The sequence below is a fragment of the Pseudomonas sp. AAC genome (assembly GCF_000725445.1).
Taxonomy (GTDB): Bacteria; Pseudomonadota; Gammaproteobacteria; order Pseudomonadales; family Pseudomonadaceae; genus Pseudomonas; species Pseudomonas citronellolis.
The window spans coordinates 869,582-892,803 of the sequence record NZ_KL647094.1 but is presented as its reverse complement, the minus strand read 5'-3'; the positions used below and the strand labels follow the sequence as shown (position 1 = coordinate 892,803).

Below are 23,222 nucleotides of genomic sequence, written 5' to 3'. Positions count from 1 at the left end.
CCCGAACATGAGAGCCACCTACCGTTTCCTGCTGTTGGGGCTGGCGCTGCTGATCGGGGCTTGCGCCAGCGAGGCGCCCCCCTTCGTCGAGCCGGCGCAGCGCACCCTTGCCGCCAACGAGAAGCCCTGGCCGTCGGGGCGCATCCTGACCCTGGCCTACCACGAGATCGCCGACAGCGACGCCAACCAGGCCTTCATGACCGTGCGCACCGCCAACCTGGTGGACCAGCTGGCCTGGCTGCACGAGCAGGGCTTCCAGGCGATTTCCGTGGACCAGCTGCTGGCCGCCCGCGCCGGCCGCGGCAGCCTGCCGGAGAAACCGCTGCTGCTGAGCTTCGACGACGGCTACAGCAGCTTCTACCAGCGCGTGCTGCCGATCTTGAAGGCCTACGACTGGCCGGCGATCATGGCGCCGGTGGGCGTCTGGCTGGATACCCCGGACCAGCAGCGCGTGGACTTCGGCGGCCTGGCGGTGGAGCGCCGGCGCTTCCTCACCCGCCAGCAGCTCGCGGAAATCGCCCGGTCCGGCCTGGTGGAAATAGGCGCGCACACCGAGGCCCTGCACTTCGGCGGCCCCGGCAACCCGCAGGGCAGTCAACTGCCGGCAGCGGCCAACCGCCTGTACCTGGCCAATGCCGGGCGCTACGAAACCGAGGCCGAATACCGCAACCGCGTGGGCATCGACGTCAAGCGCATCAGCCGCACCCTGCAAAGCATCACCGGCAAGGCGCCGCGGGTGTGGGTGTGGCCCTACGGCGCGGCCAGCGGCACCGCCTTGCAGGTGGTCGGCGACGACGGCTACGCCCTGGCCCTGACCCTCGAAGACGGCCTGGGCAGCATCGACCACCTGGACAACCTGCCGCGCTTCCTGCTCAACGGCGACCCCAACCTGCATCACTTCACCTCGGCCATCAGCCGCGTCCAGGCGCAGGACAACCTGCGCGTCGCCCACGTCGACCTGGACTACGTCTACGATCCCGACCCGCAGCAGATGGAGGCCAACCTCGGGCAACTGGTGCAGCGCATCGCCGACCTGCGCATCAACACCGTGTTCCTCCAGGCCTATGCCGACCCGCTGGGCGACGGCACGGTGAAGGCGCTGTACTTCCCCAACCGGCACCTGCCGATGCGCGCTGACCTGTTCAACCGCGCCGCCTGGCAGCTGCGCACCCGCGCCGGCGTGGAAGTGTTCGCCTGGATGCCGGTGCTGGCCTTCGACCTGTCGCCGCAGCTGCCGCGGGTGCAGCGCTGGGACCCGCACAGCGGGCGCCTGGAGATCGACCCGCAGCAGTACCGGCGGCTGTCGCCGTTCGACCCCGAAGTACGCCGGCAGATCAGCGAGATCTACGAGGACCTGGCCGGGCACGCCGCCTTCGCCGGCCTGCTGTTCCACGACGACGCGCTGTTCTCCGACTTCGAGGATGCCGGGCCCCAGGCGCTGGCGGCCTATCGCGCGGCCGGCCTGCCGGGCGACATCGCCAGCCTGCGCGGCGATGCGCAGACGCTGCAGCGCTGGACGCGCTTCAAGAGCCGCTACCTCATCGACTTCACCCGCCAGCTCGCCGAGCGCGTGCGCGCCATCCGTGGCCCGCAGGTACAGACGGCGCGCAACATCTATGCGCTGCCGATCCTCGAACCGCAGAGCGAAGTCTGGTTTGCGCAGAACCTGGACGACTTCCTGGCCGCCTACGACTGGACCGCGCCCATGGCCATGCCGCTGATGGAGGGCGTGCCCCTGGAGCAGTCCGAGGCCTGGCTGCAGCGCCTGGTGCGCGAAGTGGCCAAGCGCCCAGGCGCCTTGCAGCGCAGCGTCTTCGAACTGCAGGCGCGCGACTGGCGCGAGGGGCGCGAGGCGCCCATCGACGCCGCACAGTTGCGGCGCTGGATGCACCGCCTGCAGTGGGAGGGCGTGCGCAGCTTCGGTTACTACCCGGACGATTTCGTCAACGACCAGCCCGAACTCAAGGCGCTGCGTCCGGCCATCTCCAACGCCTGGTACCCCGAGCCATGATCGATCGCATCGTTGCCTTGCTGGTCCTGCTGCTGTTGCTCGGCGGCCCGATCGGCGTAGCCATCGTCCTCACCGGCGAGATCCTGCTGAACTTCGTGTTCTTCTATCCACTGTTCATGTCGGCCCTGTGGATGGCCGGCGGCATCTACTTCTGGGCGCACTGGGAACGCCACTGGGCCTGGCCGGAGGACGTCCCGCAACTGGAGGGCGAGCCGCTGGTGTCGATCCTGATCCCCTGCTTCAACGAGGGCGACAACGCCGCCGACACCATAGGCGCGGCCCTCGCGCAGCACTATCCGAACATCGAAGTCATCGCCATCAACGACGGTTCCTCCGACAACACCGCGCAGGTGCTCGATGCCCTGGCCGAAGGCGAGCCGCGGCTGCGCGTGCTGCACCTGGCGCAGAACCAGGGCAAGGCCGTGGCCCTGCGCATGGGCGCGCTGGCCGCGCGCAGCGAGTACCTGGTGTGCATCGACGGCGACGCGCTGCTCGACGCCAACGCCGCGGCCTACCTGGTGGCCCCGCTGATCGACAACCCGCGGGTCGGCGCGGTGACCGGCAACCCGCGCATCCGCACGCGCTCGACGCTGATCGGCCGCGTCCAGGTCGGCGAGTTCTCCTCGATCATCGGCCTGATCAAGCGCACCCAGCGCGTCTACGGACGGGTCTTCACCGTCTCCGGCGTGGTCGCCGCGTTCCGCCGCACGGCCCTGGCGCGGGTCGACTACTGGAGCACGGACATGATCACCGAGGACATCGACATCAGCTGGAAGCTGCAGCTGGACCACTGGTCGATCTTCTACGAGCCGCGCGCGCTGTGCTGGATCCTCATGCCCGAGACCTTGCGCGGCCTGTGGAAGCAGCGCCTGCGCTGGGCGCAGGGCGGGGCCGAGGTGCTGCTGAAGAACATCCGCAGCATCTGGACCTGGCGCTACCGCTACATGTGGCCGCTGCTCATCGAGTTCAGCCTGTCGGCGGCCTGGGCCTTCACCTTCCTGCTGTCGATTTTGCTCTGGGTGCTCGGCCTGGTGGTCGAGATGCCGCCCAGCCTGCGCGTCGCCAACATAGTGCCGCCGGCCTTCACCGGGCTGCTGCTGGCCTGCGTGTGCCTGCTGCAGTTCGCCCTGAGCCTGCTGATCGAGCGGCGCTACGAGCGCCACCTGGCGAGTTCGCTGTTCTGGGTGATCTGGTACCCCTTCGCCTTCTGGCTGGTCACCTTGCTGACCACCCTGGTGAGTTTCCCCAAGGTCATGCTCAAGACGCGCCAGGCCCGGGCGCGCTGGACCAGCCCCGACCGTGGCATCAAGAGGAGTTCGTGATGAACCTGATCAAGACACCGCAGCACTGGCTGCCCCGGAGCCTGGACGTTCTGCTGACCCTGTGCGCCTGGGCGATCTTCGTCTGGCTGATGGAGCGCGGCATCGCCAGCCTGCTCGCCAGCGGCTGGCGAGGGCCGCGCCTGGACTGGAGCGGGCAGTTCCTGCAGACGCTGGATACGCTGATGGTCTATGTGCTGTGCAGCGCCTTGATCGCCGCGTTGCTGGTGTCCTGGGCCCGCTACAACCAGATTCGCGCGGCGCGCTACGAGCGCCGCTCGCGCATGCCCGACCTGTCGCGGCAGGCGCTGTCGCGCAGCTTCAACATCAGTGGCGATACCCTGGCCCGCCTGCACGGGGCCCAGGTGGTGACCCTGCACAACGACGAGCATGGCAACCTGGTGTGGGTGGAGAACCCGGCGGAGATGGAAGTCGAGACGCCCTGAGCGGCCTCAGCTGCCGGTGTCGTTGTTGCGTTCGTGGTGCGGTTCGGTCAGGGCGCGGCGGTAGCGCGCGTAGAGTTCGCTGTCCATGTTGCTGGCGCTGAGGATCTTCAGGGCGAAGGCCTTGACCTCGGCGTCGCTGTACGCCCGCTGGGGCTCGGTGGCGGCCGGTTGCGCGGCGCAGCCCACCAGCACGGGGACGGCCAGCACCAGGCTGGAAAGGGATCGGAACATGGCGGGGTCACCCGGGGCATGGCAAGTGGGGATGGGCAAAGGCTAGCGTTGACCCGCCGGCCTGGGAAATCATCCCGGTCGATAGTCGCTATCGTCCGAGCCGACTTCCGACACCCGGGAGCGCCAATAGGTTCCGGCGGCCCGGCAAGCCGGGCCGAATCCGGCTATCCTTCGCGGCCTTCGCCACTTCCCGGGACCACGCCATGAAAGAACAGCTCGTCGAACTCCTCACCCTGATCAGCTCCGGCTGCATGGGCGAGGAGGAAATCCGCCAGATCGCCGAGGACGCCGCCGCGGCCTACGCCGACCCCGAGGCCTTCCTCGCCGCCAACCCGGACATCAACTACGACGACAGCTTCCCCATCCCGCTGGGCGAGTGGGTGGTGGTCGGCAGCCTGCCGGACATCGTGCTGTTCCAGGGCGACGACTACAAGGAACTGTTCGAGGGCATCCGCGCCTCGTTCGACGCCAGCGTCAACTTCGTCCTGCAGGCCAAGCAGTTGCACAAGGCCGAGCCGCTCGCCGCGCTGAAGCGCATCCAGGTGCAGCTCGGCGCGCTCTATCCGGAAAAGGGCGGCTACGTGCTGCTGGACTTCAGCGAGCCGCTGGATGACGAACTGCAGGCGGTACTGGTGTATCGCAGCGACCTGGAAAGGGTCATGGCCCTGTGCCTGGAAATCGGCATTCCGGCGGCGCCGGCCTACGAACGCCTGGTCGAGGCCAGCCGGGAAGAGTGATGCCCCTCGGCCGCCGTCCTTACGGCGGCCCCTGCCAGGGAAAAACGCCCTGGCTATTCTCAAGGCACGGCGGATGACCGCGCACCTGGTCCCGGTGGGCTGCTTATAAGTGTGGGAGTTCCGGCGTGTTCAGGGCTTTGGTTTCCCTTCCGGGCGTAGGAATGCTCTGAGGTCAACCAGGCGATGTCCTGCAATTACTCGCGTCGGCAGCTTGCCGTTGGCGATCCATTCCTCCAGAACCTCCGGCTGATCGGACATCCCGAGCAATTCGGCGAAACGCTCGAGGCTCAGGTAATAGGTTTCGTCCTCGGGAGCGGGGGAGAAGGGTTCTTCCACTTTCATGTGGTGTCCTGCACCATGGCCTGCGCTATTAGGGGAGAGAGACTAAATGACTCTCTCGAGACAATACACTAAATATTAGTGTTTTTGTATGGTGCTTCGAATGTCCGGAAATGGATTACAGATCGTGAAGAAACGTTTCCTTTTTACCGCTGGGGAAAGACTGCGTGGCCTGCGTGAGCTGACCGGGCTCAAACGCCCGGAATTCGCCAAGATCGTCGGCATGAAGGCCAAGACGGTGGAGAATATCGAGTTCGGTCGCCAGCGCATGCGCGACGAGGATTTCGAGAAGGTCTGCAGCGTCTATCCGGATTTCGCCCGCTGGATCACCTACGAAGGGCCCATCGACTCGGCGTCGGTGGCCTGGGAGATCGCCGATTCGGCGCAGTCCGCCGCCGTCTACCTGGTGGAGCAGAACCCCGCATTGCTGGAGAGCAGCAGCCTCAGCCTGGAGGAGTGGCGCAACCGCCACCACGACGTGCTCGAGCGCCTGCGCCAGGAGCCGGGGCGCGAACTCGTCGCAGAGACCGACGACGATGACGACGAGTCCGAAGAAGAGACGCGGGACTAGGCGACGCAGCCGCGCAGGTAGCCCAGCAGGTCCGGGGCGCCGATGCTGCGCAGGCCGGCGCCGAATTCGTCGGCTTGCGGGTGGTCCTTGGGCAGCAGCAGGGATTCCGGCGTTTCGCTGTTGAACAGGCCGAAGCGCGCATAGGGCAGGCCGGTGTCCAGCAGCAGGCCCATGAACCCGGCATCGCTCCAGGCCTGGGTCGGCATCGCCAGCATGTGGTAGCGCCGCTCCAGGTCGTCCAGGGCGCTGCCCTGCAGGCTGAACTGGCGCACCCTGCCGGGCAGGCGCAGTTCCAGGCCGCGGCGGCGCGCATAGGCCACCGCGCAGGCGAACGCCTCGGTGTGGTTGTCCAGCTCCAGGAACAGCCGCTGGCCATGCCAGTCGGCCCGGCGCAATTGCAGCTCCACGCCGCGCTCGAAGCCGGGCAGGGCCTGCCCAAGCGCCTTGCCGAAATCCCGGTAGCTGATGATCCGCACCTTGCGCCCGGCGTCGCCGGCCGCCACGGCTTCGAAGTCGGGTAGCGCCGAATTCGCCAGGGGGCCGCGGGTGCACAGGCCGTCCACCTCGCGCAGGTCGACATCGTGCAGCTCCAGCAGACGGGAGCCGACCAGTTTCTTCAGTGCGGCATGGGCGCGCGCCTTGTCTTCCTGCACCGGCCCGGACAGGGCGCCGCGCGGCAGGTCGATCAGGCGGTACAGCGGCGCGCCGGACTGCCAGCCGATGCCGCTGGGCGGGCTCGCCGGGGCGCTGAAGCTCAGGGCCAGGGACCGGGTGCGCTGCGAGACCTTGTGCAGGTCGGCGTTGCCGAGCCCCAGGCGCTGGGCGATAGCCGCGAGGCGCTGGGCCATGTTGCGGGGTGGATTCATGATCGAAGGCAAACTCCCGATGCCCGGCCGACAGCCCTAAGCATAGGTAAGCCAGTCGCAGTTGTGCTTCCGGGCAGTGACAAATGTTGCTTCCTTCCTTTCAAGGGCGGGCGCCATGCCGGGCCCGCCGCGGCCGCGCCTCGCCTAGGGGCAGGCCGGCCGGCTATACTAGCGCCCCATTTTGCCGACCGATGCCCGACCATGTATAGCCTGGCCCGCGAGCTGCTGTTCAAACTGTCCCCGGAAACCTCCCACGAGCTGTCCATCGACCTGATCGGCGCCGGCGGCCGCCTGGGGCTCAACGGCCTGTTCTGCCCGAAGCCGGCCAGCCTGCCGGTGCAGGTCATGGGCATCGATTTCCCCAACCCGGTGGGCCTGGCCGCCGGCCTGGACAAGAACGGCGACGCCATCGACGGCTTCGCCCAGCTGGGCTTCGGCTTCGTCGAGATCGGCACCGTCACCCCGCGCCCGCAGCCGGGCAACCCCAAGCCGCGGCTGTTCCGCCTGCCGCAGGCCACCGCGATCATCAACCGCATGGGTTTCAACAACCTGGGCGTCGACCACCTGGTGGAGCGGGTCAAGGCCGCGAAGTACCGCGGCGTGCTGGGCATCAACATCGGCAAGAATTTCGACACCCCGGTCGAGCGCGCGGTGGACGACTACCTGATATGTCTGGACAAGGTCTACGCCCACGCCAGCTACGTCACGGTCAACGTCAGCTCGCCGAACACCCCGGGCCTGCGCAGCCTGCAGTTCGGCGACTCGCTCAAGCAACTGCTGGAGGCCCTGCGCCAGCGCCAGGAAGACCTGGCCGAACAGCATGGCCGCCGCGTGCCGCTGGCGATCAAGATCGCCCCGGACATGACCGACGAGGAAACCGCCCTGGTCGCCGCGGCGCTGGTGGAGGCGGGGATGGATGCGGTGATCGCCACCAACACCACCCTGGGCCGCGAAGGCGTCGAGGGGCTGCCGTTCGGTGACGAGGCCGGCGGCCTGTCGGGCGCGCCGGTGCGCGAGAAGAGCACTCACACGGTCAAGGTGCTGGCTGGCGAACTGGGCGGCCGCCTGCCGATCATCGCCGCCGGCGGCATCACCGAGGGCGCCCATGCGGCGGAGAAGATCGCCGCCGGCGCGAGCCTGGTGCAGATCTACTCGGGCTTCATCTACAAGGGGCCGGCGCTGATCCGCGAGGCGGTGGACGCCATCGCCCAGGCGCAGCGCGCGGGCAAATAAAAAGGGCTCCTTTCGGAGCCCTTGGGCTTACGCCCTGCCGCCCGGATGGGGCGTGCCTTGGGGAAATCGGTGTGATCCTTTGGTCAACTGGTGGCGTGTTGCATCTGATTCAGACGTTGAAGACCGGCGGTGCCGGTGAGGCCATCCCAGTTGTCGCCGCGACCCTCGCGCCAGCCGTTGAGCCAGGACTGCCGGGTGGTGGGATGGGTGAAAGGACAGAGATCGCGAGACTTGCCACTGATGCCGTACTGGTAACCGCGCATAAAGGCTCTTTCCAACGGATCACGCTTGAGTCTTCTCATAGGGTGTTGCCCTCACTTGTTGACTGTTATGTCCCGTTGGCCCCCTGGGGAGGCCTGGCGGACAGTTCCGCCAAAAAGGGGCCTGTTGCCGGCGTGACAGACCCCGCCCGACACCTTTGCGGCGACGGGTTAAGCTGAGTTCTAAACCATGGGCTTCGAGCCTGTGAACAACCAATTTGTCATAAAGACTTAACTCTTATGGGTTCAAGCCATAAGTTTTTCCCCCAGGCAGGTCGGGCAAATTGCCCGAAACCGCATGTTCAGGGGCTTGTGCGAGGCAGCCTGGCGAACTGCCAGGAAATTGAGAGGTTCTCTCATCCCGACGAGCGGGCAAGTACCTGCGACCTCGGGTCGCAGGTTTTGTGAAACCTTTTGAAATGAACCATGGCCGGGTGCCAGCGTTTTCACGCGGCATCCGCTCAACAGGGGCCGAGGCCCCTCTGGAAAGGGCTGCGGCCCGGGAATGGCGATGTCGGAACACTACGAACTCTTCCTCACCTGCCCCAAGGGCCTTGATGGCCTGCTGCTGGACGAGGCGCAGGCGCTGGGCCTGAGCGATGCCCGCGCGCAGGTGTCCGCCGTGCGCGGCCGCGGCGACCTGGAGACGGCCTACCGGCTGTGCCTCTGGTCGCGCCTGGCCAACCGCGTGCTGCTGGTGCTGGCGCGCTTCCCGGTGGCCAACGCCGAGGAACTGTACCTGGGCGTGAACGCGGTCAACTGGAGCGATCACCTGGACCCCGGCGGCAGCCTGGCGGTGGAGTTCAGCGGCAAGGGCTCGGGCATCGACAACACCCACTTCGGCGCGCTCAAGGTCAAGGACGCCATCGTCGACAACCTGCGCGCCGAGTTCGGCCGGCGGCCGACGGTGGACAAGGTCAACCCGGACATCCGCGTCCACCTGCACCTGGACCGCGGCCAGGCGGTGCTGTCCCTGGACCTCTCCGGGCACAGCCTGCACCAGCGCGGCTACCGCCTGCAGCAGGGCGCCGCGCCGCTGAAGGAAAACCTCGCCGCGGCCATCCTCATCCGCGCCGGCTGGCCGCAGCTGGCCGCCGAGGGCGGGGCGCTGTCCGACCCCATGTGCGGCGTCGGCACCTTCCTGATCGAGGCCGGCCTGATGGCCGCCGACATCGCCCCCAACCTCAAGCGCGAGCACTGGGGCTTCGACAAGTGGCTGGGCCACGTCCCGGTCCTCTGGCGCAAGCTGCTGGCCGAGGCCGAGCAACGCGCCGCCGTCGGCCTGGCGCGGCCGCCGCTGTGGATCCGTGGTTACGAGGCGGACCCGCGGCTGATCCAGCCGGCGCGCAACAACATCGAGCGCGCCGGTCTGGGCGAGTGGGTGAAGGTCTACCAGGGCGAGCTGGCCACCTTCGAACCGCGCCCGGACAAGGGCCAGCGCGGCCTGGTGATCTGCAACCCGCCCTACGGCGAGCGCCTGGGCGACGAGGCCAGCCTGCTGTACCTCTACCAGCACCTGGGCGAGCGCCTGCGCCAGGCCTGCCTGGGCTGGAACGCCGCGGTCTTCACTGGGGCGCCGGAGCTGGGCAAGCGCATGGGCATCCGTAGCCACAAGCAGTACGCCTTCTGGAACGGCGCGTTGCCGTGCAAGCTGCTGATGTTCGAGGTGGAGCCGCGCCAGTTCGTCACCGGCGAGCGCGGTGCCGAGGCGCGCCAGGACGGCGCCGTGCAAGCTCCGGCGGAGCCGGCGCGCCTGAGCGAGGGCGGGCAGATGTTCGCCAACCGCCTGCAGAAGAATCTCAAGCAACTGGGCAAATGGGCCAGGCGCGAGAAAATCGAATGCTACCGCGTGTATGACGCGGACATGCCCGAGTACGCCCTGGCCGTGGACCTGTACCGCGACTGGGTGCACGTGCAGGAATATGCCGCGCCCAAGTCCATCGACCCGGCCAAGGCCCAGGCCCGCCTGCTCGACGCCCTGGCGGCGCTGCCGCAGGCCCTCGGCATCCCCAGCGAGCGCATCGTCATCAAGCGCCGCGAGCGCCAGGCCGGCAGGAAGCAGTACGAACGGCAGAACAGCGAAGGCCGCTTCATGGAAGTGGAGGAGGGCGGCGTGCGCCTGCTGGTCAACCTCACCGACTACCTGGACACCGGGCTATTCCTCGACCACCGGCCGATGCGCCTGCGCCTGCAGCGCGAGGCCGCCGGCAAGCGCTTCCTCAACCTGTTCTGCTACACCGCCACCGCCACCGTGCATGCGGCCAAGGGCGGCGCGCGCAGCACCACCAGCGTCGACCTGTCGAAGACCTATCTGGATTGGGCGCGGCGCAACCTGTCGCTCAACGGTTTCTCCGACAAGCAGAAGCTGGTGCAGAGCGATGTCATGGAATGGCTGCGGGCGGACCGCGGCGAGTACGACCTGATCTTCATCGACCCGCCGACCTTCTCCAACTCCAAGCGCATGGAAGGCGTGTTCGACGTGCAGCGCGACCAGGTCGAGCTGATCGACCTGGCCATGACGCGCCTGGCCAAGGGTGGCGTGCTGTACTTCTCCAACAACTTCCGCAAGTTCGAGCTGGAGCCGAGCCTGGCGGCGCGCTACCAGGTCGAGGACATCAGCGCCCAGACCCTCGACCCGGACTTCGCCCGCAACCCGAAGATCCACCGGGCCTGGCGCATCAGCGCTCGCTGATTCGCCAGGGCCTCGCGGCTGGTTTCACTGGCCGCGGGTGGAGGCGTAGAGGTCCAGCAGCACCTGGTCGAGGATGGACGAAGCGCCCCACGGCCGGTTGCTGTTGAGGATGGCTACCACCACCCAGTTGTTGCCGCGGGCGTCGCGGCTGAACCCGGCCAGGGCGCGGACGGTGTTGAGGGTGCCGGTCTTGACGTGGGCCTCGCCGGTCATGGGCGTGTGGCGCAGGCGCTTGCGCATGGTGCCGTCGACGCCGACGATCGGCAGCGAGGAGATGTACTCCGCGGCGTAGGGGCTGTGCCAGGCGGCCTGCAGCATGGCGGCCATCTCGCGGGCGCTGACGCGCTCGTCGCGGGACAGGCCGGAGCCGTTCTCCATCACCAGGTGCGAAGCGGTGATGCCCTTGCGCGCCAGCCACTGGCGGATCACCCGCTGTGCCGCCAGGCCATCGTTGGCGTCCGCGCTGGTGCGGTTCTGCGCACCGATGCTGAGGAACACCTGGCGGGCCATGGTGTTGTTACTGTACTTGTTGATGTCGCGGATGATGTCCACGGTGTCCGGCGACAGCGCGCGGGCCAGCAGGGTGGCGTTCTTCGGCACCGTGCCCTGGCGGTCGGCGCCGCTGATGCTGCCGCCCAGTTCCTGCCAGATGCCGCGGATGGCGCCGGCGGTGTAGCCCGGATGGTCGAGCAGCGACATGTAGGTCTGCGCGCTGCAGCCGCGCGGAATCTCGCCGGCGGCCACCAGCACGGTGCCCTCGGCGCGGGTTTCCGGGACGAAGCGCAGCTTCGGCCAGGCCGGGCAGTTGGCCGGGCCGCTGACCTTGATCTGGTTCTCCAGGCGCACGTTGGCCAGCGGCGGGTCCATCATCACCGAGGCCTGGTTGCCCTCGCTGCGCACCACCAGGCGCACGCTCTTGAGGTTGACCATGGCGGCGTCGGGGCCGACCAGGAACGGCTTGTTGTCGTCGCCGCCGTCATCGTTGAACACCGGCAGCTGCGGCTGGTTGAAATAGCTGCGGTCCAGCACCAGGTCGCCGTTGACCTTGAGCACGCCGTTGGCGCGCAGGTCGCGCATCATCAGCCAGAGCTTTTCCAGGTTCAGCTTGGGGTCGCCGCCGCCCTTGAGGTAGAGGTTGCCGTTGAGCACGCCGTTCTGCAGCTTGCCGTCGGTGTAGAACTCGGTCTTCCACTGGTAGGTGGGGCCCAGCAACTCCAGGGCGGCATAGGTGGTGAACAGCTTCATGGTCGAGGCCGGGTTCACCGAGACGTCGGCGTTGAAGTAGGTGGGCGTACCCGGGCCGTCCAGGGGAATCATCACCAGCGACAGGGCGTCGTTGGTCAGCTTGCTGGCCTTGAGCGCCTTCTCCACCCGTTCGGGCAGGGCGGACTTGATCGGGGCGGCCAGGGTGGGCAGGGCGAAGGGCAGCAGGGTAGCGAAGGCGAGAACACGCAGTGACTTGAACATATTTGAAGTGAAATCCCGGTTCAGGGCATTGACATGACGAAGGTGACGAAAGAAGACACTGACGATAGACGATTGCGCCAGTGACGCGGCAACGCGCCGGCGCATTATGCCGCAAGCCGTTGCGGGATGCGCTGGGGTTTGTGAGCCGATGCGCGTGGGAGCGCCGCGCCCGAGCTGCTAGAGTCTGTGCGGGGCGGCCCTTGCCCGGCCCCGCATGCCGTCATCAATCGAGGAGATCCGCCACATGGCCAGCAACCGTTCCCGTCGTCTGCGCAAGAAACTCTGCGTCGATGAATTCCAGGAACTGGGGTTCGAGTTGTCGCTCGACTATCGCGAAGGGCTCCCCGAACAGGAGCTGCAGGCCTTCCTGAAGCGCTTCGTGGAGCAGGCCATCACCGCCAACGGCCTGGCCTATACCGGTTGCGACGATTTCGGCTTCGTGTGCCTGGCGCGCCGCGGCTCGGTCACCGAGGAGCAGCGCAAGGCCGTGGAGGACTGGCTGAAGCAGCAGGGCGAGCTGAGCGGCAGTTCGGTCAGCCCCCTGCAGGATGCCTGGTATCCGGAGCAGCCCATTCACCAGCCTGGCTGAGAACGGGCTGAGGGTGGGCGCCCGCCCCGGGTTCAGCCCGGTGGATTCTGCGCGCCCTCCAGCTCCAGCGCGGAGCCGGCTTCCGCCTCCGGCGGTTGCAGGTCGACGCCCGTCCAGTGGCGATAGGCGTCCTCCGACATCGGCCGGGCGAACAGGAAGCCCTGGCCGAACCGGCAGCCCAGTTCGCGCATGCGCTGCAGTTGCTGGTAGGTCTCGATGCCCTCGGCGATCACCCGCAACTGCAGGTGGCGCGCCAGCACCAGGGTGCTGGCGACCGACTCGTGGGTGCGCGGGTTGTGCTGCATGTCGCGGATGAAGGAGGCGTCCAGCTTGATTTCGTTGCAGGGCAGGTCGCAAAGGCGCTGCAGCGAGGAGTAGCCGGTGCCGAAGTCGTCGATGGCGACGTTGCAGCCGAGCAGGCGCAGGCGGGTGAGGTTCTCCAGGCTGGCCAGGGGCGTGGTCGCCAGCCCCCCTTCGATGATCTCGATGGTCAGGCTGGCAGGGTCGACGCCGGTCTGCCGCAGTTTTTCCTTCAGGTGGCCGGCCAGGTCGCGCTGCTGCAGCACCTCGAGGTCGATGTTGATCGACAGCGCCCGCTGGGTGCCGTGACGCAGCTCGCGCCGGGCGAAATCCAGGGCCTGGTCCAGGACCAGGTCGAAGAGGTCGGGCAGCAGCTTCATCCGGCGGATCGCGGCGAGGAAGTAGGCCGGGCGCAACAGCCCGTGGACCGGGTGGTCCCAGCGCACCAGCACCTCGGCGCCGATCTCCTGCAGGGTGTCGAGGTCGACCTTGGGCTGGTAGTAGGCCCTGAGCTCCCGGTTGCGCATGGCCTGCCAGACCTCCAGCGCCGATGGCGTCGGCCGCGGCAGCGGCGGGGCGGCGGCGGGCGCAGGGCTGTAGTGGCGCAGGCGTGCCTGCAGGCTGGACATCTGCAGCGGCTTGGTCAGCTCGCCGAGCACCGACAGGCCGTACAGCGTGGCGATGTGGGCGATGGCCCGGCGCAGGTCGGCGGGGACCTCGCTGACCACGATGATCGCCCGCAGCAGCTTCTCCTGGGCCGCCAGGCGCAGGAACCCGAGCAGGTCCATGCCCGGCGGCAGCACGTCGCAGATGCAGATGTCGACTCCGCCCTTCTGCCTCAGCAGTTCGATGGCGCTGTCCCCGTCGCCGGCGGCCAGGACCTGCTCGTAGCCGAGGACCCGCAAGCCGTGCACGGTGGCCTCGCGCAGAAATGCATGGTCCTCCAGCACCAGCAGGCTGGATGGGATCGATATGTTCATGGTCGCGCGTACCGAATTGGATAACGGCCGCAGTGTGCCGGCTGGCGGGTGCCATTTATTTAAAAAACTTCCATTTCCGTTGTAGGAAATTGCATTAGGAGGTGTTGAAAAAGTCCGGCTTGAAAGTTAACGGAAGTTGGTCGATCAAGTTTGTGTAGGAATTTATACTTTGATGTATGGGAATTTACTTAAGATGTTAAAAGTGGCACCAGTTAATCTCGACACTGATTTCCTAGACGATATCTTACGGCGCACTCTTGGGAAGTCTGTCGGAGATTGAAAATTGAGCAAGGTTCTTATCGTCGATGATCATCCGGTGATACGGATGGCAATGCGCGTTCTGCTGGAAAAGGAAGGTCATACCATCATCGGGGAAACCGACAACGGCGTGGACGCCCTGTCCCTGGTGAAGGATCTGCTGCCGGAGCTGGTGGTGCTGGACATCGGCATCCCCAAGCTGGACGGGCTCGAAGTCATCAGCCGTCTGACCGCGTTCAACCTGCCCCTGAAGATCCTCGTGCTGACCGGCCAGAGCGCCTCGCTCTATGCCATGCGCTGCATGCAGGCCGGGGCCTCCGGGTTCGTCTGCAAGCAGGGCGGGCTGGCCGAGTTGATCAGCGCGGTCAATGCGGTGATCGCCGGGTACAACTATTTCCCCAGCACGGCCGTGCGCCCGGCGCGCAAGAACAACGGCAGCATGGATGACCATGAACTCATCCAGCGCCTCTCCGACCGGGAAATGTCGGTATTGCAATACCTGGCCAATGGTTATTCGAACAAGGACATCTCCGAGCAGATGTTCATCAGCAACAAGACCGTCAGTACCTACAAGACGCGCCTGCTGCTGAAGCTCAATGCCCATTCGCTGGTCGACCTGATCGAGTTCGCCAAGCGCAACGCACTGGTCTGAGACAGCCGCCATGGGCTCGAAGTGCAGGGCGCTGCTGGGTGCCGTTCTCGGTGCGATGCTGGCGATGGGGGCCTGGGCCGCAGAGGTCCAGGCCCCCGCGCCCTGGACGCAACTCGCCTTGCTGGCCCGTACCGCGGCGCTTCCCGAGAGGCCGCGGGTCGAGCTGCCTGAGTCGGACTGGCAGTGGCTGCGCGAGAAGCGCACGCTGGTGGTGGGGGTGGCCGCGCCGGACTATGCGCCACTGATCGTCACCGTCAGCGGCAGCGAGCTGGAGGGGGTCACCGCCGACTACCTCGGGCTGGTCAGCGAAGCGCTCAACGTCCGCATCGAGATGCGTCGCTACCCGTCCCGGCGCCAGACCATCCAGGCGCTGCAGGATGGCGAGATCGACCTGATCGGCCGCGCCACCGGCTTCGAGGCCGAGATCCCGGACCTGCTGCTGTCGCGCCCGTATTCCCTGAACCAGCCGGTGATCGTCGGGCAGCAGGACATGCGCCTGGAAGGCGACCTGCAACTGGCCGGCCGGCGGCTCGCCGTGGTGGGCGACTACTTCTCGCCGAAGGAGCTGGCCGACCATTTCCCCGATGCCGAGGTGGTGCATTTCGACTCGCTGCGCCGCGCCCTGGAATCCGTCGCCCTCGGGCAGGTGGACGCCTACGTCGGCGACGCCCTGAGCGCGCAGTACCTGATCAGCCAGGGTTACCTGGTCAACCTCAAGCTGCTGAACTTCGCCAACTTCAACGGCGTCGGCTTTTCCTTCGCCGCGCGCAAGGACGGCAGCCCGCTGCTCTACAGCGTCAACGAAGTGCTGCAGAACATCAGCGCTCAGCAACACCTGTCCATCCAGCGGCGCTGGAGCGTGGGCGGCGTGTTCTCCATCTCCAACCACCGGCTGAACCTCACGCCCCAGGAGCTTCGCTGGCTGGAGCACAACCGGCGGCCGCGCCTGGGCATCGACCAGTCGCTGGCCCCGCTGACCTTCTTCGACTCCCAGGGCAATTTCCGCGGCATAGTCGCGGACCTGCTGGACCTGATCCGCACCCGTACCGGCCTGCAGTTCGAGGTGGTGCCGACCTCGTCGATCACCGGCATGTTCACCCAGGTGCGCCGGGGCCAGGTCGATGCCCTGGCCACCATGTCGCCCACCGTCGAGCGCGAGGCGCACGTAGACTTCACCCGGCCTTACCTGAGTACCTCCTTCGTGCTGCTCACGCACAAGGACAACACCCGGCTGAACAACCTCGCGGACCTCAACGGCAAGCGCGTGGCGGTGGCCCATGGCAGCTCGCTGGTGTCCTACGTGCGCGAGCAGTTCCCGCGGGTGAAGCTGGTCGAGGTGGACAACTACAGCGATGCCCTGCCGTTGCTGCAGGAGGGGAAGGCGGACGCCGCGCTGCAGCCGATGCTCACCGCCACCTTCCTGGTCAATCGCTACTACCGCGACCTGCGCATCGCCGCGACCCTGGACCTGGAGCCGGCGCAGATCTCCCTGGGCGTCTCGCGGGCCGACCCGGAGCTGCTGAGCATCCTCAACAAGGCCCTGCTGGCGATCTCGCCGGAAGACATGGCCAGTATCATCAGCCGCTGGTCCACCAGCGGCGCGTCGCCGGACAGCGTCTGGGAAGGCTACCGCTCGCAGTTCTTCTGGCTGCTGTGGGGCGGGCTGGCGCTGCTCGGGCTGATCCTGCTGTGGAACTGGTACCTGCTCCTGCGGATGCGCGCGCGCCGCCGCGCCGAGCTGGAGCTGCAGGACCGCCTGGCGTTCAAGCGCGCACTGATCGACGGCATTCCCCAGCCGGTCACGGTGCGCGACGCCGATGGGCGCCTGATCACCTGCAACAGGGCGTTCCGCGAGGCCACCGGGCTGCCGGAGGACCTGGCGGTGGGCTCGCAGTTGACGGACTGCACCTGGCTCTCGGCGGAACAGGCCGAGGGCCTGCACCGGGAATACCTCCAGGTGATGGCCAGCGGGGAGCCGGTCGCCGTCGACCGCATGTTGGAGATCAACGGCGAGACGCGCCAGGTGCACCATTGGCTCACGCCCTACCACAGCGCGTCCGGCAAGCTCCGCGGCGTGGTTTCCGGCTGGGTCGACGTCACCGAGCGCGAGCGCCTGCTCCAGCAACTGGAGATCGCCAAGGAGCAGGCCGAGGAAGCCAGCCGGGCGAAGAGCACCTTCCTGGCGACCATGAGCCACGAAATCCGCACGCCGATGAATGCGGTGATCGGCATGCTCGAACTGGCGTTGACGCGCAATCGCTGCGGCGGTTGCGGCGAACAGGGGCCGATCGAGGTGGCCTACGAGTCGGCCAAGTCGCTGCTGCTGTTGATCGGCGACATCCTCGACGTCGCCAAGATCGAGTCCGGCCGCCTGACGCTGCTGCCTGAACGGGCGCGCCTGCGTGAACTGATCGAATCGGTGGCCCGCGTCTTCGACGGCCTGGCCCGGCAGAAGGGCCTGCTGCTGAAACTGGAGATCGAAACCGAGGCCGCTTGCGACGTACTCATCGACCCGCTGCGCTTCAAGCAGATTCTCTCCAACCTGGTGAGCAACGCCATCAAGTTCACCGACGCGGGCAGCGTCTGGGTGCGGGTGTCGGGCGAGCCGCTGCCGAACGAGCGGCTGGCGCTGGAGGTGTGTGTCGAGGACAGCGGCATCGGCATCGCCGAGGAAGACCAGAAGCAGCTCTTCGAACCCTTCAGCCAGGTGCAGCGCGAGGGGCGCACCAACCATGGCGGCACGGGGCTGGGGCTGACCATCTGCCGCAAGCTGGCGGAAATGATGGGCGGCTCGGTGCGCCTGGAGAGCGTGGCCGGCATGGGCACCAAGGTGCACGTCAGGTTGGTGCTGCAGGTGCTGGAGCCCCTGGCGCCGGAAGACGATTCGATCATCCTGCGCAGTGCGGTGGTGCAGAGGACGCTGCGCGTACTGGTGGTGGACGATCACCCGGTCAACCGCCTGCTGCTGGCGCAGCAGCTGGAACACCTCGGGCATACCGTGGCCATGGCCACGGACGGCGGCGAGGCGCTGCAGATGTGGCGGCCCGGTGAATTCGACCTGGTCATCACCGACTGCAACATGCCGGTGCTCAGCGGCTACAGCCTGGCCCGGCGAATCCGCGAGATCGAGCGGGAGAGCGGCGCGGCGCGTTCCCCCATCCTCGGTTTCACGGCCAATGCCCAGCCCGACGAAATCGTTCGTTGCAAGGAGGCCGGCATGGACGACTGCCTGTTCAAGCCAATCAGCATCGAGCAACTGCGTGAGCAGCTGGAGCAACTTCAGCGCGGCGAGATCATGCCGCCGGAGCCGGTTCCTGAAAAACACCCGCAGGAGGAGGGCGACCTGGACATCGGCGCCCTGCTGGAGATGACCGGCGGCAACGCCCAGCTGACGCGCAACCTGATGGCCGAGCTGGTGTCGAGCAACGAGGCGGACGCCGAACAGCTCGAACCCTTGTTGCACGCCCAGGACCGGCGGCGCCTGGCCGAGCTGGCCCACCGCATCAAGGGCGCGGCGCGGCTGGTGGGCGCCATGGCCCTGCATGATCGTTGCGCGGAGCTGGAGAAGGTCTGCACCGAGCGCGCCGAGTTCTCGACCTTGCGCAGTGCCGTGGAGCAACTGCGCAGGGCGCTGGATGCGCTGCAGGCCAGCCTGCATGGCCACTTGAAGCGACTGGACGAGGAAGGCCAGATCCGCCCGGCGCAGTCGGCCACCGAGGACGATCCGGCCTAGCGCCGTAAGGATGCCGTTTCTCCGTCTGGGAGAAACGGCATTTTTCATTTGGGCTCATGGCGTGGTCCGGGAGCCCGGCCGAATCGCGGACGGAGTCCGCTCCTACCCCCGGTAAACACCACACCCCGTGCCACCGCCGCATGGGTTTCGCAGGCTCAACCCATCCTACGGGGCTGCCTTGCCGGCCATGCCGTGGGGCTCTTCGTAGGCGGACCCTGTCCGCGATAGCCGGACATATCGGCGCGATTCGCGGATGAGAGCCGCTACGCTGCCCACCCGCACCATTCCCATGTAGGAGCGCGCCCTGCGCGCGAAATCGCGGGCAGGGCCCGCTCCTACAGTTCCAGGAAGGTACGGACGTAGGACTCCGTCCGCGATTGGGCTCACCGGCCACGCCGGAAATCCCGGCGGCACGGATGGCGGTGGAGGTCATGCGCCCTACGCTCCTGCCTTCGCCAACTCAAAGCATCGCTTAAATGAACGGCATTGGGCCTCGCGCCGGGGTTTCGTCGCGGCCGCGACGAAACCGGGCCTCACACCGGGCTGGAGCGCCCGGTCATCTCCCGCGCCATTTCGGTGGCGTAGCTGTCGGTCATCCCGGCGATGAAGTCGATGACGCGCAGGAAGGCCTTGTGCAGCGGCCAGTCGGGGTCCGGTGCGTTGTGCCCGAGCAGGTCGAGGATGCGCTGGTTCTTGAACGACGGGCTGCGCCCGCCATGCTGTTCCAGGGCCGCGCCGCAGAAGGAGTTGAGGAGGATTTCCAGGGTGGTGTAGGCGCCGATTTCGTGCAGCGTCTTGCGCTTGTCCTGGAAGATTTTCTGCCGCGCCAGGGCCTTGGCCTGCTGCACGCAGCGCTTGGCCGGGCCGCTCATGTGCTCGACCAGGTCGCCGCCCAGGCGTCCGTCCAGCAGGGCCTGCTTCTGCTCGACGAAGGCTCGTGCGGCGGCATTGCTCAGGTGCTCGATGGCCTTGCCGCGGAGGATAGCCAGGCGCCGCCGGCGGGAATCGCTGGGGCCGAGCTGGCGGTAGGTCTCGGGGATGTCGTCGCCGACCAGGTCGAGCAGCAGGGCTTCCACCTCGGGGTAGTCGAGAAGTTCCATTTCCAGGCCGTCTTCCAGGTCGATCAGGCCGTAGCAGATGTCGTCCGCCGCCTCCATCAGGTAGACCAGCGGGTGGCGCGCCCAGCGCTCGTCGTCGAGCTTGGGCATGCCCAGCTTCTCGGTGATCTGTTCCAGCAGCGGCAGCTCGCTCTGGTAGCAGCCGAACTTGTGCTTCTTGTAGCCGAGGGAGTCGGCGTGGCGCGCGGTCCAGGGGTACTTCAGGTAGCTGCCCAGGGTGGCGAAGGTCAGGCGCATGCCGCCGTCGAACTGGTGGTACTCCAGCTGGGTGAGCACCCGGAAGCCCTGGGCGTTGCCCTCGAAATTGAGGAAGTCGGCGCGCTCGTCGGCGTCCATGGCGTCCAGCCAGCCGCGCGCGGCGGCCTGCTGGAACCAGTGACGGATGGCGTCCTCGCCGGAATGGCCGAAGGGCGGGTTGCCGATGTCGTGGGCCAGGCAGGCCGACTGCACGATCACCCCGAGGTCGCTCGGGTCGCACCATTCCGGCAGTTCGCCGCGCAGCATCTCGCCGACGCGCATGCCCAGCGAACGGCCGACGCAGCCGACCTCCAGGGAGTGGGTCAGGCGCGTGTGGATGTGGTCGTTGCTCGACACCGGGTGGACCTGGGTCTTGCGCCCCAGGCGGCGGAAGGCGCCGGAGAAGATGATGCGGTCGTGGTCCTTGTGGAAAGCGCTGCGGCCGAGTTCCGCGCTGCTGTGCACGGGTTTGCCGAGGCGCTCGCGGGGGAGCAGGGTATGCCAGTCCATTCGCTCGTCCGATTGCTCGTGGTGCAGCCAACGCTACCCCTTGCCCGCGGCAATCTCAATCGCGGCCTACAGGCCTTCTGCGTCGATGTCGATCAGCAGCAGGCGGCGGCCCTGGTCGATGAACTGCCCGGCGGTCATGCAGTACTGGTTGGAGGTGGCGTCGCGGTAGGTGTTGGACAGCGTCAGCCGGCGCTCTTCCCAGCCCTCGGCGAGCAGTTGGTAGAAGTAGGGGCGCCAGGACCAGTTGTGGCCGACGTAGCGCCGGTCCTCCTTCCAGAACAGGCCGTTCCATTCCAGGTTGGGCGAGATCTGCGTGCCGTGGCGGTCGCACTGGTAGACGCGCAGCAGGCGCGGGAAGCCGTCGGGCGTGGGCAGGCTGGCCAGGCGTGCGCCGCCCTCGGCCCAGGGGCGCAGGTTGGCGACCAGCTCGGCCAGTTGCTGGCGCAGCTGCACCAGCCGGGCGCGTTCGCTCAGCTTGCGCTGCACGTAGCGGTCGCGCCACTGGCCGAAGGCGTCGAGATAGGCGTCGCTGGCGGGGAAGTCCAGGGCCGGGCGGGCGAACAGGTAGCCCTGGACGAAGCGCGCGCCGCATTCCAGGGCGAAGTCCAGTTCCGCCTCGGTCTCCACGCCTTCGGCGATGATCCAGCAGCCGGTCTTCTCGGCCATCTGCGCCAGGGCCTTGACTACCTCGCCGCTGGGGCCGCCACGGGCGGCCTGCTGGAACAGGCGCATGTCCAGCTTGAGGATGTCCGGCTGCAGCGCCAGCACGCGGTCGAGCTGGGAGTAGCCGGCGCCGAAATCGTCGATGGCGATGCGCGCGCCGGCGTCGCGGTAGCGCGCCACCACCTCGGGCAGGCGCTGGTTGCCGCCGCCCAGCTCGGTGATCTCGAAGACCACCCGGTGCGGGTCGACGCCGTGCTGTTGCAGTTGCTTGAGGCTGGGCAGCGGCTGGTTGGGGCGCAGCCGGCTGATCCAGCGCGGCGAGATGTTCAGGCTGAGGAACCAATCCGCCGGCGCTTCCGGCAGGCGCGCCAGGGCGTCGTCGCGGATCTGCCGGTCGAGGCGGCGCAAGGTGGCCGGGGGAATTTTCGGATCGACGAACAGCGGGCCCACCGAGAGCAACTGGCCGTCGGCCTGGCGCATGCGGCCGAGGGCTTCGACCCCGGCGATGAGGCCGGTGGCGGTATCGATGAAGGGCTGGAAGCAGGCGATCGGTTGCCCGTCGATCAAGGGACACATCCTTAGTGGGAGGAAAAGGAAGGCGTTGCCGCCGGCCCGGGATTGCCTCCTAGCAAGAATGCAGCCAGGGCGCTCAGCCGCCCTGGTCCGCAGTCGGTTTCGTCGGTTTGCCCGCCGTCTGCCGCAGCTTGAGCAGCAGGGGCGCCAGCACCACGGCCAGGCGCAGCAGACGCACCAGGCCGCGTTTGCGACGCAGCATAAGGGCGGCCGCGGCTGCTGCGCCGCCGGCGGCCCACAGGGAGGCGCCGCCGCTAAACTGCTGGCGCACGCCCTGGCCCAGGTCGCGGGCCTGGCGCAGCGGCTGCAGGAGCTTCTCGCTTTCCTGGCGCAGTTGCTGGCGCTGGACTTCCAGGCGCAGGCGCAGCACCGCCTTGCGCAGTTCCCGCCGCGAGGGGCGGGGGGAGAGTTGCGGCAGTTCACTCATGGCAGCAGTTGCTCCCGGTCGCGGGCCAGTTCTTCCAGGGTGGCGCTGAACGGCGAGCTGTCGTCGTCCACCAACTGGTACAGGCGCCAGGCGCACAGCCCGCCGCCCAGTGCATAGAAGGCGCACAGGCCGAGCACCGCGGCCAGCCGGTCGCTGTCCCAGAACAGCACCAGCACCAGCAGCGACAGGCCCAGTATCAGCAGCAGGGCGAACAGCAACGCCAGCCCGGCGAACAGCAGCAGCGCCAGGGTACGGCTCTTCTGTTCCTGCAGTTCCAGGCCGAAGAGTTCGACATGGCCATGCAGCAGGCCCAGCAGTGCGGCGCCGAAGCGCCGCACGGAAGGGCCATGGTGTTGCGGGGCGTCCGTGGCGTCGCTCATCGGTCAGCGCCGTCCGACCAGCAGGCCGAGCAGGAAGCCGACGCCAGCGGCCACGCCCACGGCCTGCCAGGGGTGTTCGCCGACGTAGTCCTCGGTGGCGTCCACCGCGGCGCGGCCCTGGTCGCGCACGGCGCTCTGCGCCGCATCGATGCGTTCGCGGGCCCGGCCAAGGCCGGAGCGCAGCTGCTCGCGCAGGGCGTCGGCTTCCTCGCCGGCCAGTTCCGCGGAGGTCTGCAGGAGTTTCTCGGTATCGGCCACCAGGGCCTGGAACTCGGCCAGCAGTTCGTCCTTGGTGGTATTCGCGGTGCTCTTGCGGGGCATTGTGAGGCTCCTTGTGTTTGCGAGGGGTTCACTGGTTTCTGAGCCCCGTGGCGTTGGGAAGTTTCCCATAAATCGCCGGCGAAGCGGCGATGCAGAGCAGGGCCCAGGCCCGTTCATTGAAGACCAGTCCGCGCCGCTTCGCCCGTTTCACGCATGGTATGCCGCTTGCAACGCCATGGTGCGTCATCCGGTGCGAGTGCCCCAGAGAGGGGCGTTCAGGGACGTCCGAAGACCGCCGGAAAATCCATTAACCATATGAAAGACAACAGAAAAATCAAAAAAACAGAGGTGCCCCCGCGCATCCTCGTG

Annotated in this window: 21 protein-coding genes; 10 read left to right on the top strand and 11 right to left on the bottom strand. The window is 67.4% G+C overall.

The window, feature by feature from the left end:
• Positions 1 to 7 precede the first annotated feature (7 nt).
• The 3 genes from pgaB to pgaD are packed head-to-tail and all read left to right on the top strand — an operon-like array spanning position 8 to position 3,776.
• Positions 8 to 2,011 (top strand): poly-beta-1,6-N-acetyl-D-glucosamine N-deacetylase PgaB, encoded by a 2,004-nt coding sequence (gene pgaB / locus FG99_RS03690; RefSeq protein WP_043267373.1) that lies wholly within the window; start codon positions 8 to 10, stop codon positions 2,009 to 2,011.
• On the top strand, positions 2,008 to 3,333 hold the full coding sequence (pgaC, locus tag FG99_RS03685) for a poly-beta-1,6-N-acetyl-D-glucosamine synthase (protein ID WP_043267371.1): 1,326 nt from the start codon (positions 2,008 to 2,010) through the stop codon (positions 3,331 to 3,333). Before pgaB ends, pgaC begins: the two co-directional genes overlap by 4 nt.
• Entirely contained in the window at positions 3,333 to 3,776 is a 444-nt protein-coding gene (gene pgaD / locus FG99_RS03680) for a poly-beta-1,6-N-acetyl-D-glucosamine biosynthesis protein PgaD (RefSeq protein ID WP_051878420.1), read from the top strand. Before pgaC ends, pgaD begins: the two co-directional genes overlap by 1 nt.
• A 6-nt stretch (positions 3,777 to 3,782) precedes the next feature.
• On the opposite strand, the gene FG99_RS03675 is transcribed toward pgaD, so the two are convergent.
• Entirely contained in the window at positions 3,783 to 4,007 is a 225-nt protein-coding gene (locus FG99_RS03675) for a hypothetical protein (protein WP_043267369.1), read from the bottom strand.
• 203 nt (positions 4,008 to 4,210) lie between these two features.
• Here FG99_RS03675 and FG99_RS03670 point away from each other — a divergent pair, with 203 nt between their 5' ends.
• On the top strand, positions 4,211 to 4,744 hold the full coding sequence (locus FG99_RS03670) for a hypothetical protein (protein WP_043267367.1): 534 nt from the start codon (positions 4,211 to 4,213) through the stop codon (positions 4,742 to 4,744).
• A 129-nt stretch (positions 4,745 to 4,873) separates the two neighbouring features.
• Here FG99_RS03670 and FG99_RS03665 read toward each other — a convergent pair whose 3' ends face one another.
• Entirely contained in the window at positions 4,874 to 5,086 is a 213-nt protein-coding gene (locus tag FG99_RS03665) for a MerR family transcriptional regulator (RefSeq protein ID WP_043267365.1), read from the bottom strand.
• Between the two features lie 124 nt (positions 5,087 to 5,210).
• Between FG99_RS03665 and FG99_RS03660 the strand changes: the two genes are divergently transcribed.
• The gene (locus FG99_RS03660; RefSeq protein WP_371263854.1) at positions 5,211 to 5,654 is read left to right on the top strand and encodes a helix-turn-helix domain-containing protein; all 444 of its coding nucleotides are present in this window, start codon (positions 5,211 to 5,213) and stop codon (positions 5,652 to 5,654) included.
• Here FG99_RS03660 and FG99_RS03655 read toward each other — a convergent pair.
• A complete protein-coding gene (locus FG99_RS03655) occupies positions 5,651 to 6,520 on the bottom strand; it encodes a DUF6685 family protein (protein ID WP_043267363.1) in 870 nt (289 codons plus the stop codon). The genes FG99_RS03660 and FG99_RS03655 overlap by 4 nt on opposite strands.
• 201 nt (positions 6,521 to 6,721) lie before the next feature.
• On the opposite strand from FG99_RS03655, the gene FG99_RS03650 reads away from it, so the two are divergent.
• A complete protein-coding gene (locus tag FG99_RS03650) occupies positions 6,722 to 7,753 on the top strand; it encodes a quinone-dependent dihydroorotate dehydrogenase (protein ID WP_009621290.1) in 1,032 nt (343 codons plus the stop codon).
• Between the two features lie 83 nt (positions 7,754 to 7,836).
• On the opposite strand, the gene rmf is transcribed toward FG99_RS03650, so the two are convergent.
• Positions 7,837 to 8,055, bottom strand: coding sequence for a ribosome modulation factor (gene rmf / locus FG99_RS31025; RefSeq protein ID WP_009621292.1), 219 nt, complete (start codon positions 8,053 to 8,055; stop codon positions 7,837 to 7,839).
• 469 nt (positions 8,056 to 8,524) lie between these two features.
• On the opposite strand from rmf, the gene rlmKL reads away from it, so the two are divergent.
• Entirely contained in the window at positions 8,525 to 10,705 is a 2,181-nt protein-coding gene (rlmKL, locus tag FG99_RS03645) for a bifunctional 23S rRNA (guanine(2069)-N(7))-methyltransferase RlmK/23S rRNA (guanine(2445)-N(2))-methyltransferase RlmL (RefSeq protein WP_009621294.1), read from the top strand.
• 24 nt (positions 10,706 to 10,729) lie between these two features.
• Here the strand turns inward: rlmKL and dacB are convergent, their stop codons facing one another.
• Entirely contained in the window at positions 10,730 to 12,172 is a 1,443-nt protein-coding gene (gene dacB / locus FG99_RS03640) for a D-alanyl-D-alanine carboxypeptidase/D-alanyl-D-alanine endopeptidase (protein WP_043267361.1), read from the bottom strand.
• Positions 12,173 to 12,416: 244 nt separating this feature from the next.
• Here dacB and FG99_RS03635 point away from each other — a divergent pair, with 244 nt between their 5' ends.
• Positions 12,417 to 12,761, top strand: a complete 345-nt coding sequence (locus tag FG99_RS03635) for a YggL 50S ribosome-binding family protein (RefSeq protein WP_043267360.1) — start codon at positions 12,417 to 12,419, stop codon at positions 12,759 to 12,761.
• 32 nt (positions 12,762 to 12,793) lie between these two features.
• Here the strand turns inward: FG99_RS03635 and FG99_RS03630 are convergent, their stop codons facing one another.
• Positions 12,794 to 14,041, bottom strand: a complete 1,248-nt coding sequence (locus tag FG99_RS03630) for an EAL domain-containing response regulator (protein ID WP_009621301.1) — start codon at positions 14,039 to 14,041, stop codon at positions 12,794 to 12,796.
• A 283-nt stretch (positions 14,042 to 14,324) separates the two neighbouring features.
• On the opposite strand from FG99_RS03630, the gene FG99_RS03625 reads away from it, so the two are divergent.
• On the top strand, positions 14,325 to 14,951 hold the full coding sequence (locus FG99_RS03625; protein ID WP_024128782.1) for a response regulator transcription factor: 627 nt from the start codon (positions 14,325 to 14,327) through the stop codon (positions 14,949 to 14,951).
• Positions 14,952 to 15,069: 118 nt separating this feature from the next.
• Entirely contained in the window at positions 15,070 to 18,684 is a 3,615-nt protein-coding gene (locus FG99_RS03620; protein WP_256204827.1) for a transporter substrate-binding domain-containing protein, read from the top strand.
• Between the two features lie 533 nt (positions 18,685 to 19,217).
• On the opposite strand, the gene FG99_RS03615 is transcribed toward FG99_RS03620, so the two are convergent.
• The 5 genes from FG99_RS03615 to FG99_RS03595 form a co-directional block, all read right to left on the bottom strand.
• A complete protein-coding gene (locus tag FG99_RS03615) occupies positions 19,218 to 20,549 on the bottom strand; it encodes a deoxyguanosinetriphosphate triphosphohydrolase (RefSeq protein WP_009621308.1) in 1,332 nt (443 codons plus the stop codon).
• Between the two features lie 66 nt (positions 20,550 to 20,615).
• Entirely contained in the window at positions 20,616 to 21,779 is a 1,164-nt protein-coding gene (locus FG99_RS03610; RefSeq protein WP_024128783.1) for an EAL domain-containing protein, read from the bottom strand.
• An 82-nt stretch (positions 21,780 to 21,861) separates the two neighbouring features.
• On the bottom strand, positions 21,862 to 22,212 hold the full coding sequence (locus tag FG99_RS03605) for a hypothetical protein (protein WP_043267356.1): 351 nt from the start codon (positions 22,210 to 22,212) through the stop codon (positions 21,862 to 21,864).
• Positions 22,209 to 22,592, bottom strand: a complete 384-nt coding sequence (locus FG99_RS03600; RefSeq protein ID WP_009621313.1) for a phage holin family protein — start codon at positions 22,590 to 22,592, stop codon at positions 22,209 to 22,211. Before FG99_RS03600 ends, FG99_RS03605 begins: the two co-directional genes overlap by 4 nt.
• Before the next feature lie 3 nt (positions 22,593 to 22,595).
• Positions 22,596 to 22,913 carry an ElaB/YgaM/YqjD family protein gene (locus FG99_RS03595; RefSeq protein WP_009621315.1) on the bottom strand — a complete coding sequence of 106 codons (318 nt, stop codon included), beginning with the start codon at positions 22,911 to 22,913 and terminating at the stop codon, positions 22,596 to 22,598.
• Between the last annotated feature and the right edge of the window lie 309 nt (positions 22,914 to 23,222).

Excerpts from the sequence above, each read along its gene's own strand:
- FG99_RS03630 (WP_009621301.1), bottom strand. The coding sequence starts at position 14,041 with ATGAACATATCGATCCCATCCAGCCTGCTGGTGCTGGAGGACCATGCA.
- dacB (WP_043267361.1), bottom strand. The coding sequence starts at position 12,172 with ATGTTCAAGTCACTGCGTGTTCTCGCCTTCGCTACCCTGCTGCCCTTC.
- pgaB (WP_043267373.1), top strand. The coding sequence starts at position 8 with ATGAGAGCCACCTACCGTTTCCTGCTGTTGGGGCTGGCGCTGCTGATC.
- rlmKL (WP_009621294.1), top strand. The coding sequence starts at position 8,525 with ATGTCGGAACACTACGAACTCTTCCTCACCTGCCCCAAGGGCCTTGAT.
- FG99_RS03635 (WP_043267360.1), top strand. The coding sequence starts at position 12,417 with ATGGCCAGCAACCGTTCCCGTCGTCTGCGCAAGAAACTCTGCGTCGAT.
- FG99_RS03595 (WP_009621315.1), bottom strand. The coding sequence starts at position 22,913 with ATGCCCCGCAAGAGCACCGCGAATACCACCAAGGACGAACTGCTGGCC.
- FG99_RS03675 (WP_043267369.1), bottom strand. The coding sequence starts at position 4,007 with ATGTTCCGATCCCTTTCCAGCCTGGTGCTGGCCGTCCCCGTGCTGGTG.
- FG99_RS03670 (WP_043267367.1), top strand. The coding sequence starts at position 4,211 with ATGAAAGAACAGCTCGTCGAACTCCTCACCCTGATCAGCTCCGGCTGC.
- FG99_RS03650 (WP_009621290.1), top strand. The coding sequence starts at position 6,722 with ATGTATAGCCTGGCCCGCGAGCTGCTGTTCAAACTGTCCCCGGAAACC.
- pgaD (WP_051878420.1), top strand. The coding sequence starts at position 3,333 with ATGAACCTGATCAAGACACCGCAGCACTGGCTGCCCCGGAGCCTGGAC.
- FG99_RS03615 (WP_009621308.1), bottom strand. The coding sequence starts at position 20,549 with ATGGACTGGCATACCCTGCTCCCCCGCGAGCGCCTCGGCAAACCCGTG.
- FG99_RS03655 (WP_043267363.1), bottom strand. The coding sequence starts at position 6,520 with ATGAATCCACCCCGCAACATGGCCCAGCGCCTCGCGGCTATCGCCCAG.
- rmf (WP_009621292.1), bottom strand. The coding sequence starts at position 8,055 with ATGAGAAGACTCAAGCGTGATCCGTTGGAAAGAGCCTTTATGCGCGGT.
- pgaC (WP_043267371.1), top strand. The coding sequence starts at position 2,008 with ATGATCGATCGCATCGTTGCCTTGCTGGTCCTGCTGCTGTTGCTCGGC.
- FG99_RS03600 (WP_009621313.1), bottom strand. The coding sequence starts at position 22,592 with ATGAGCGACGCCACGGACGCCCCGCAACACCATGGCCCTTCCGTGCGG.
- FG99_RS03665 (WP_043267365.1), bottom strand. The coding sequence starts at position 5,086 with ATGAAAGTGGAAGAACCCTTCTCCCCCGCTCCCGAGGACGAAACCTAT.
- FG99_RS03605 (WP_043267356.1), bottom strand. The coding sequence starts at position 22,212 with ATGAGTGAACTGCCGCAACTCTCCCCCCGCCCCTCGCGGCGGGAACTG.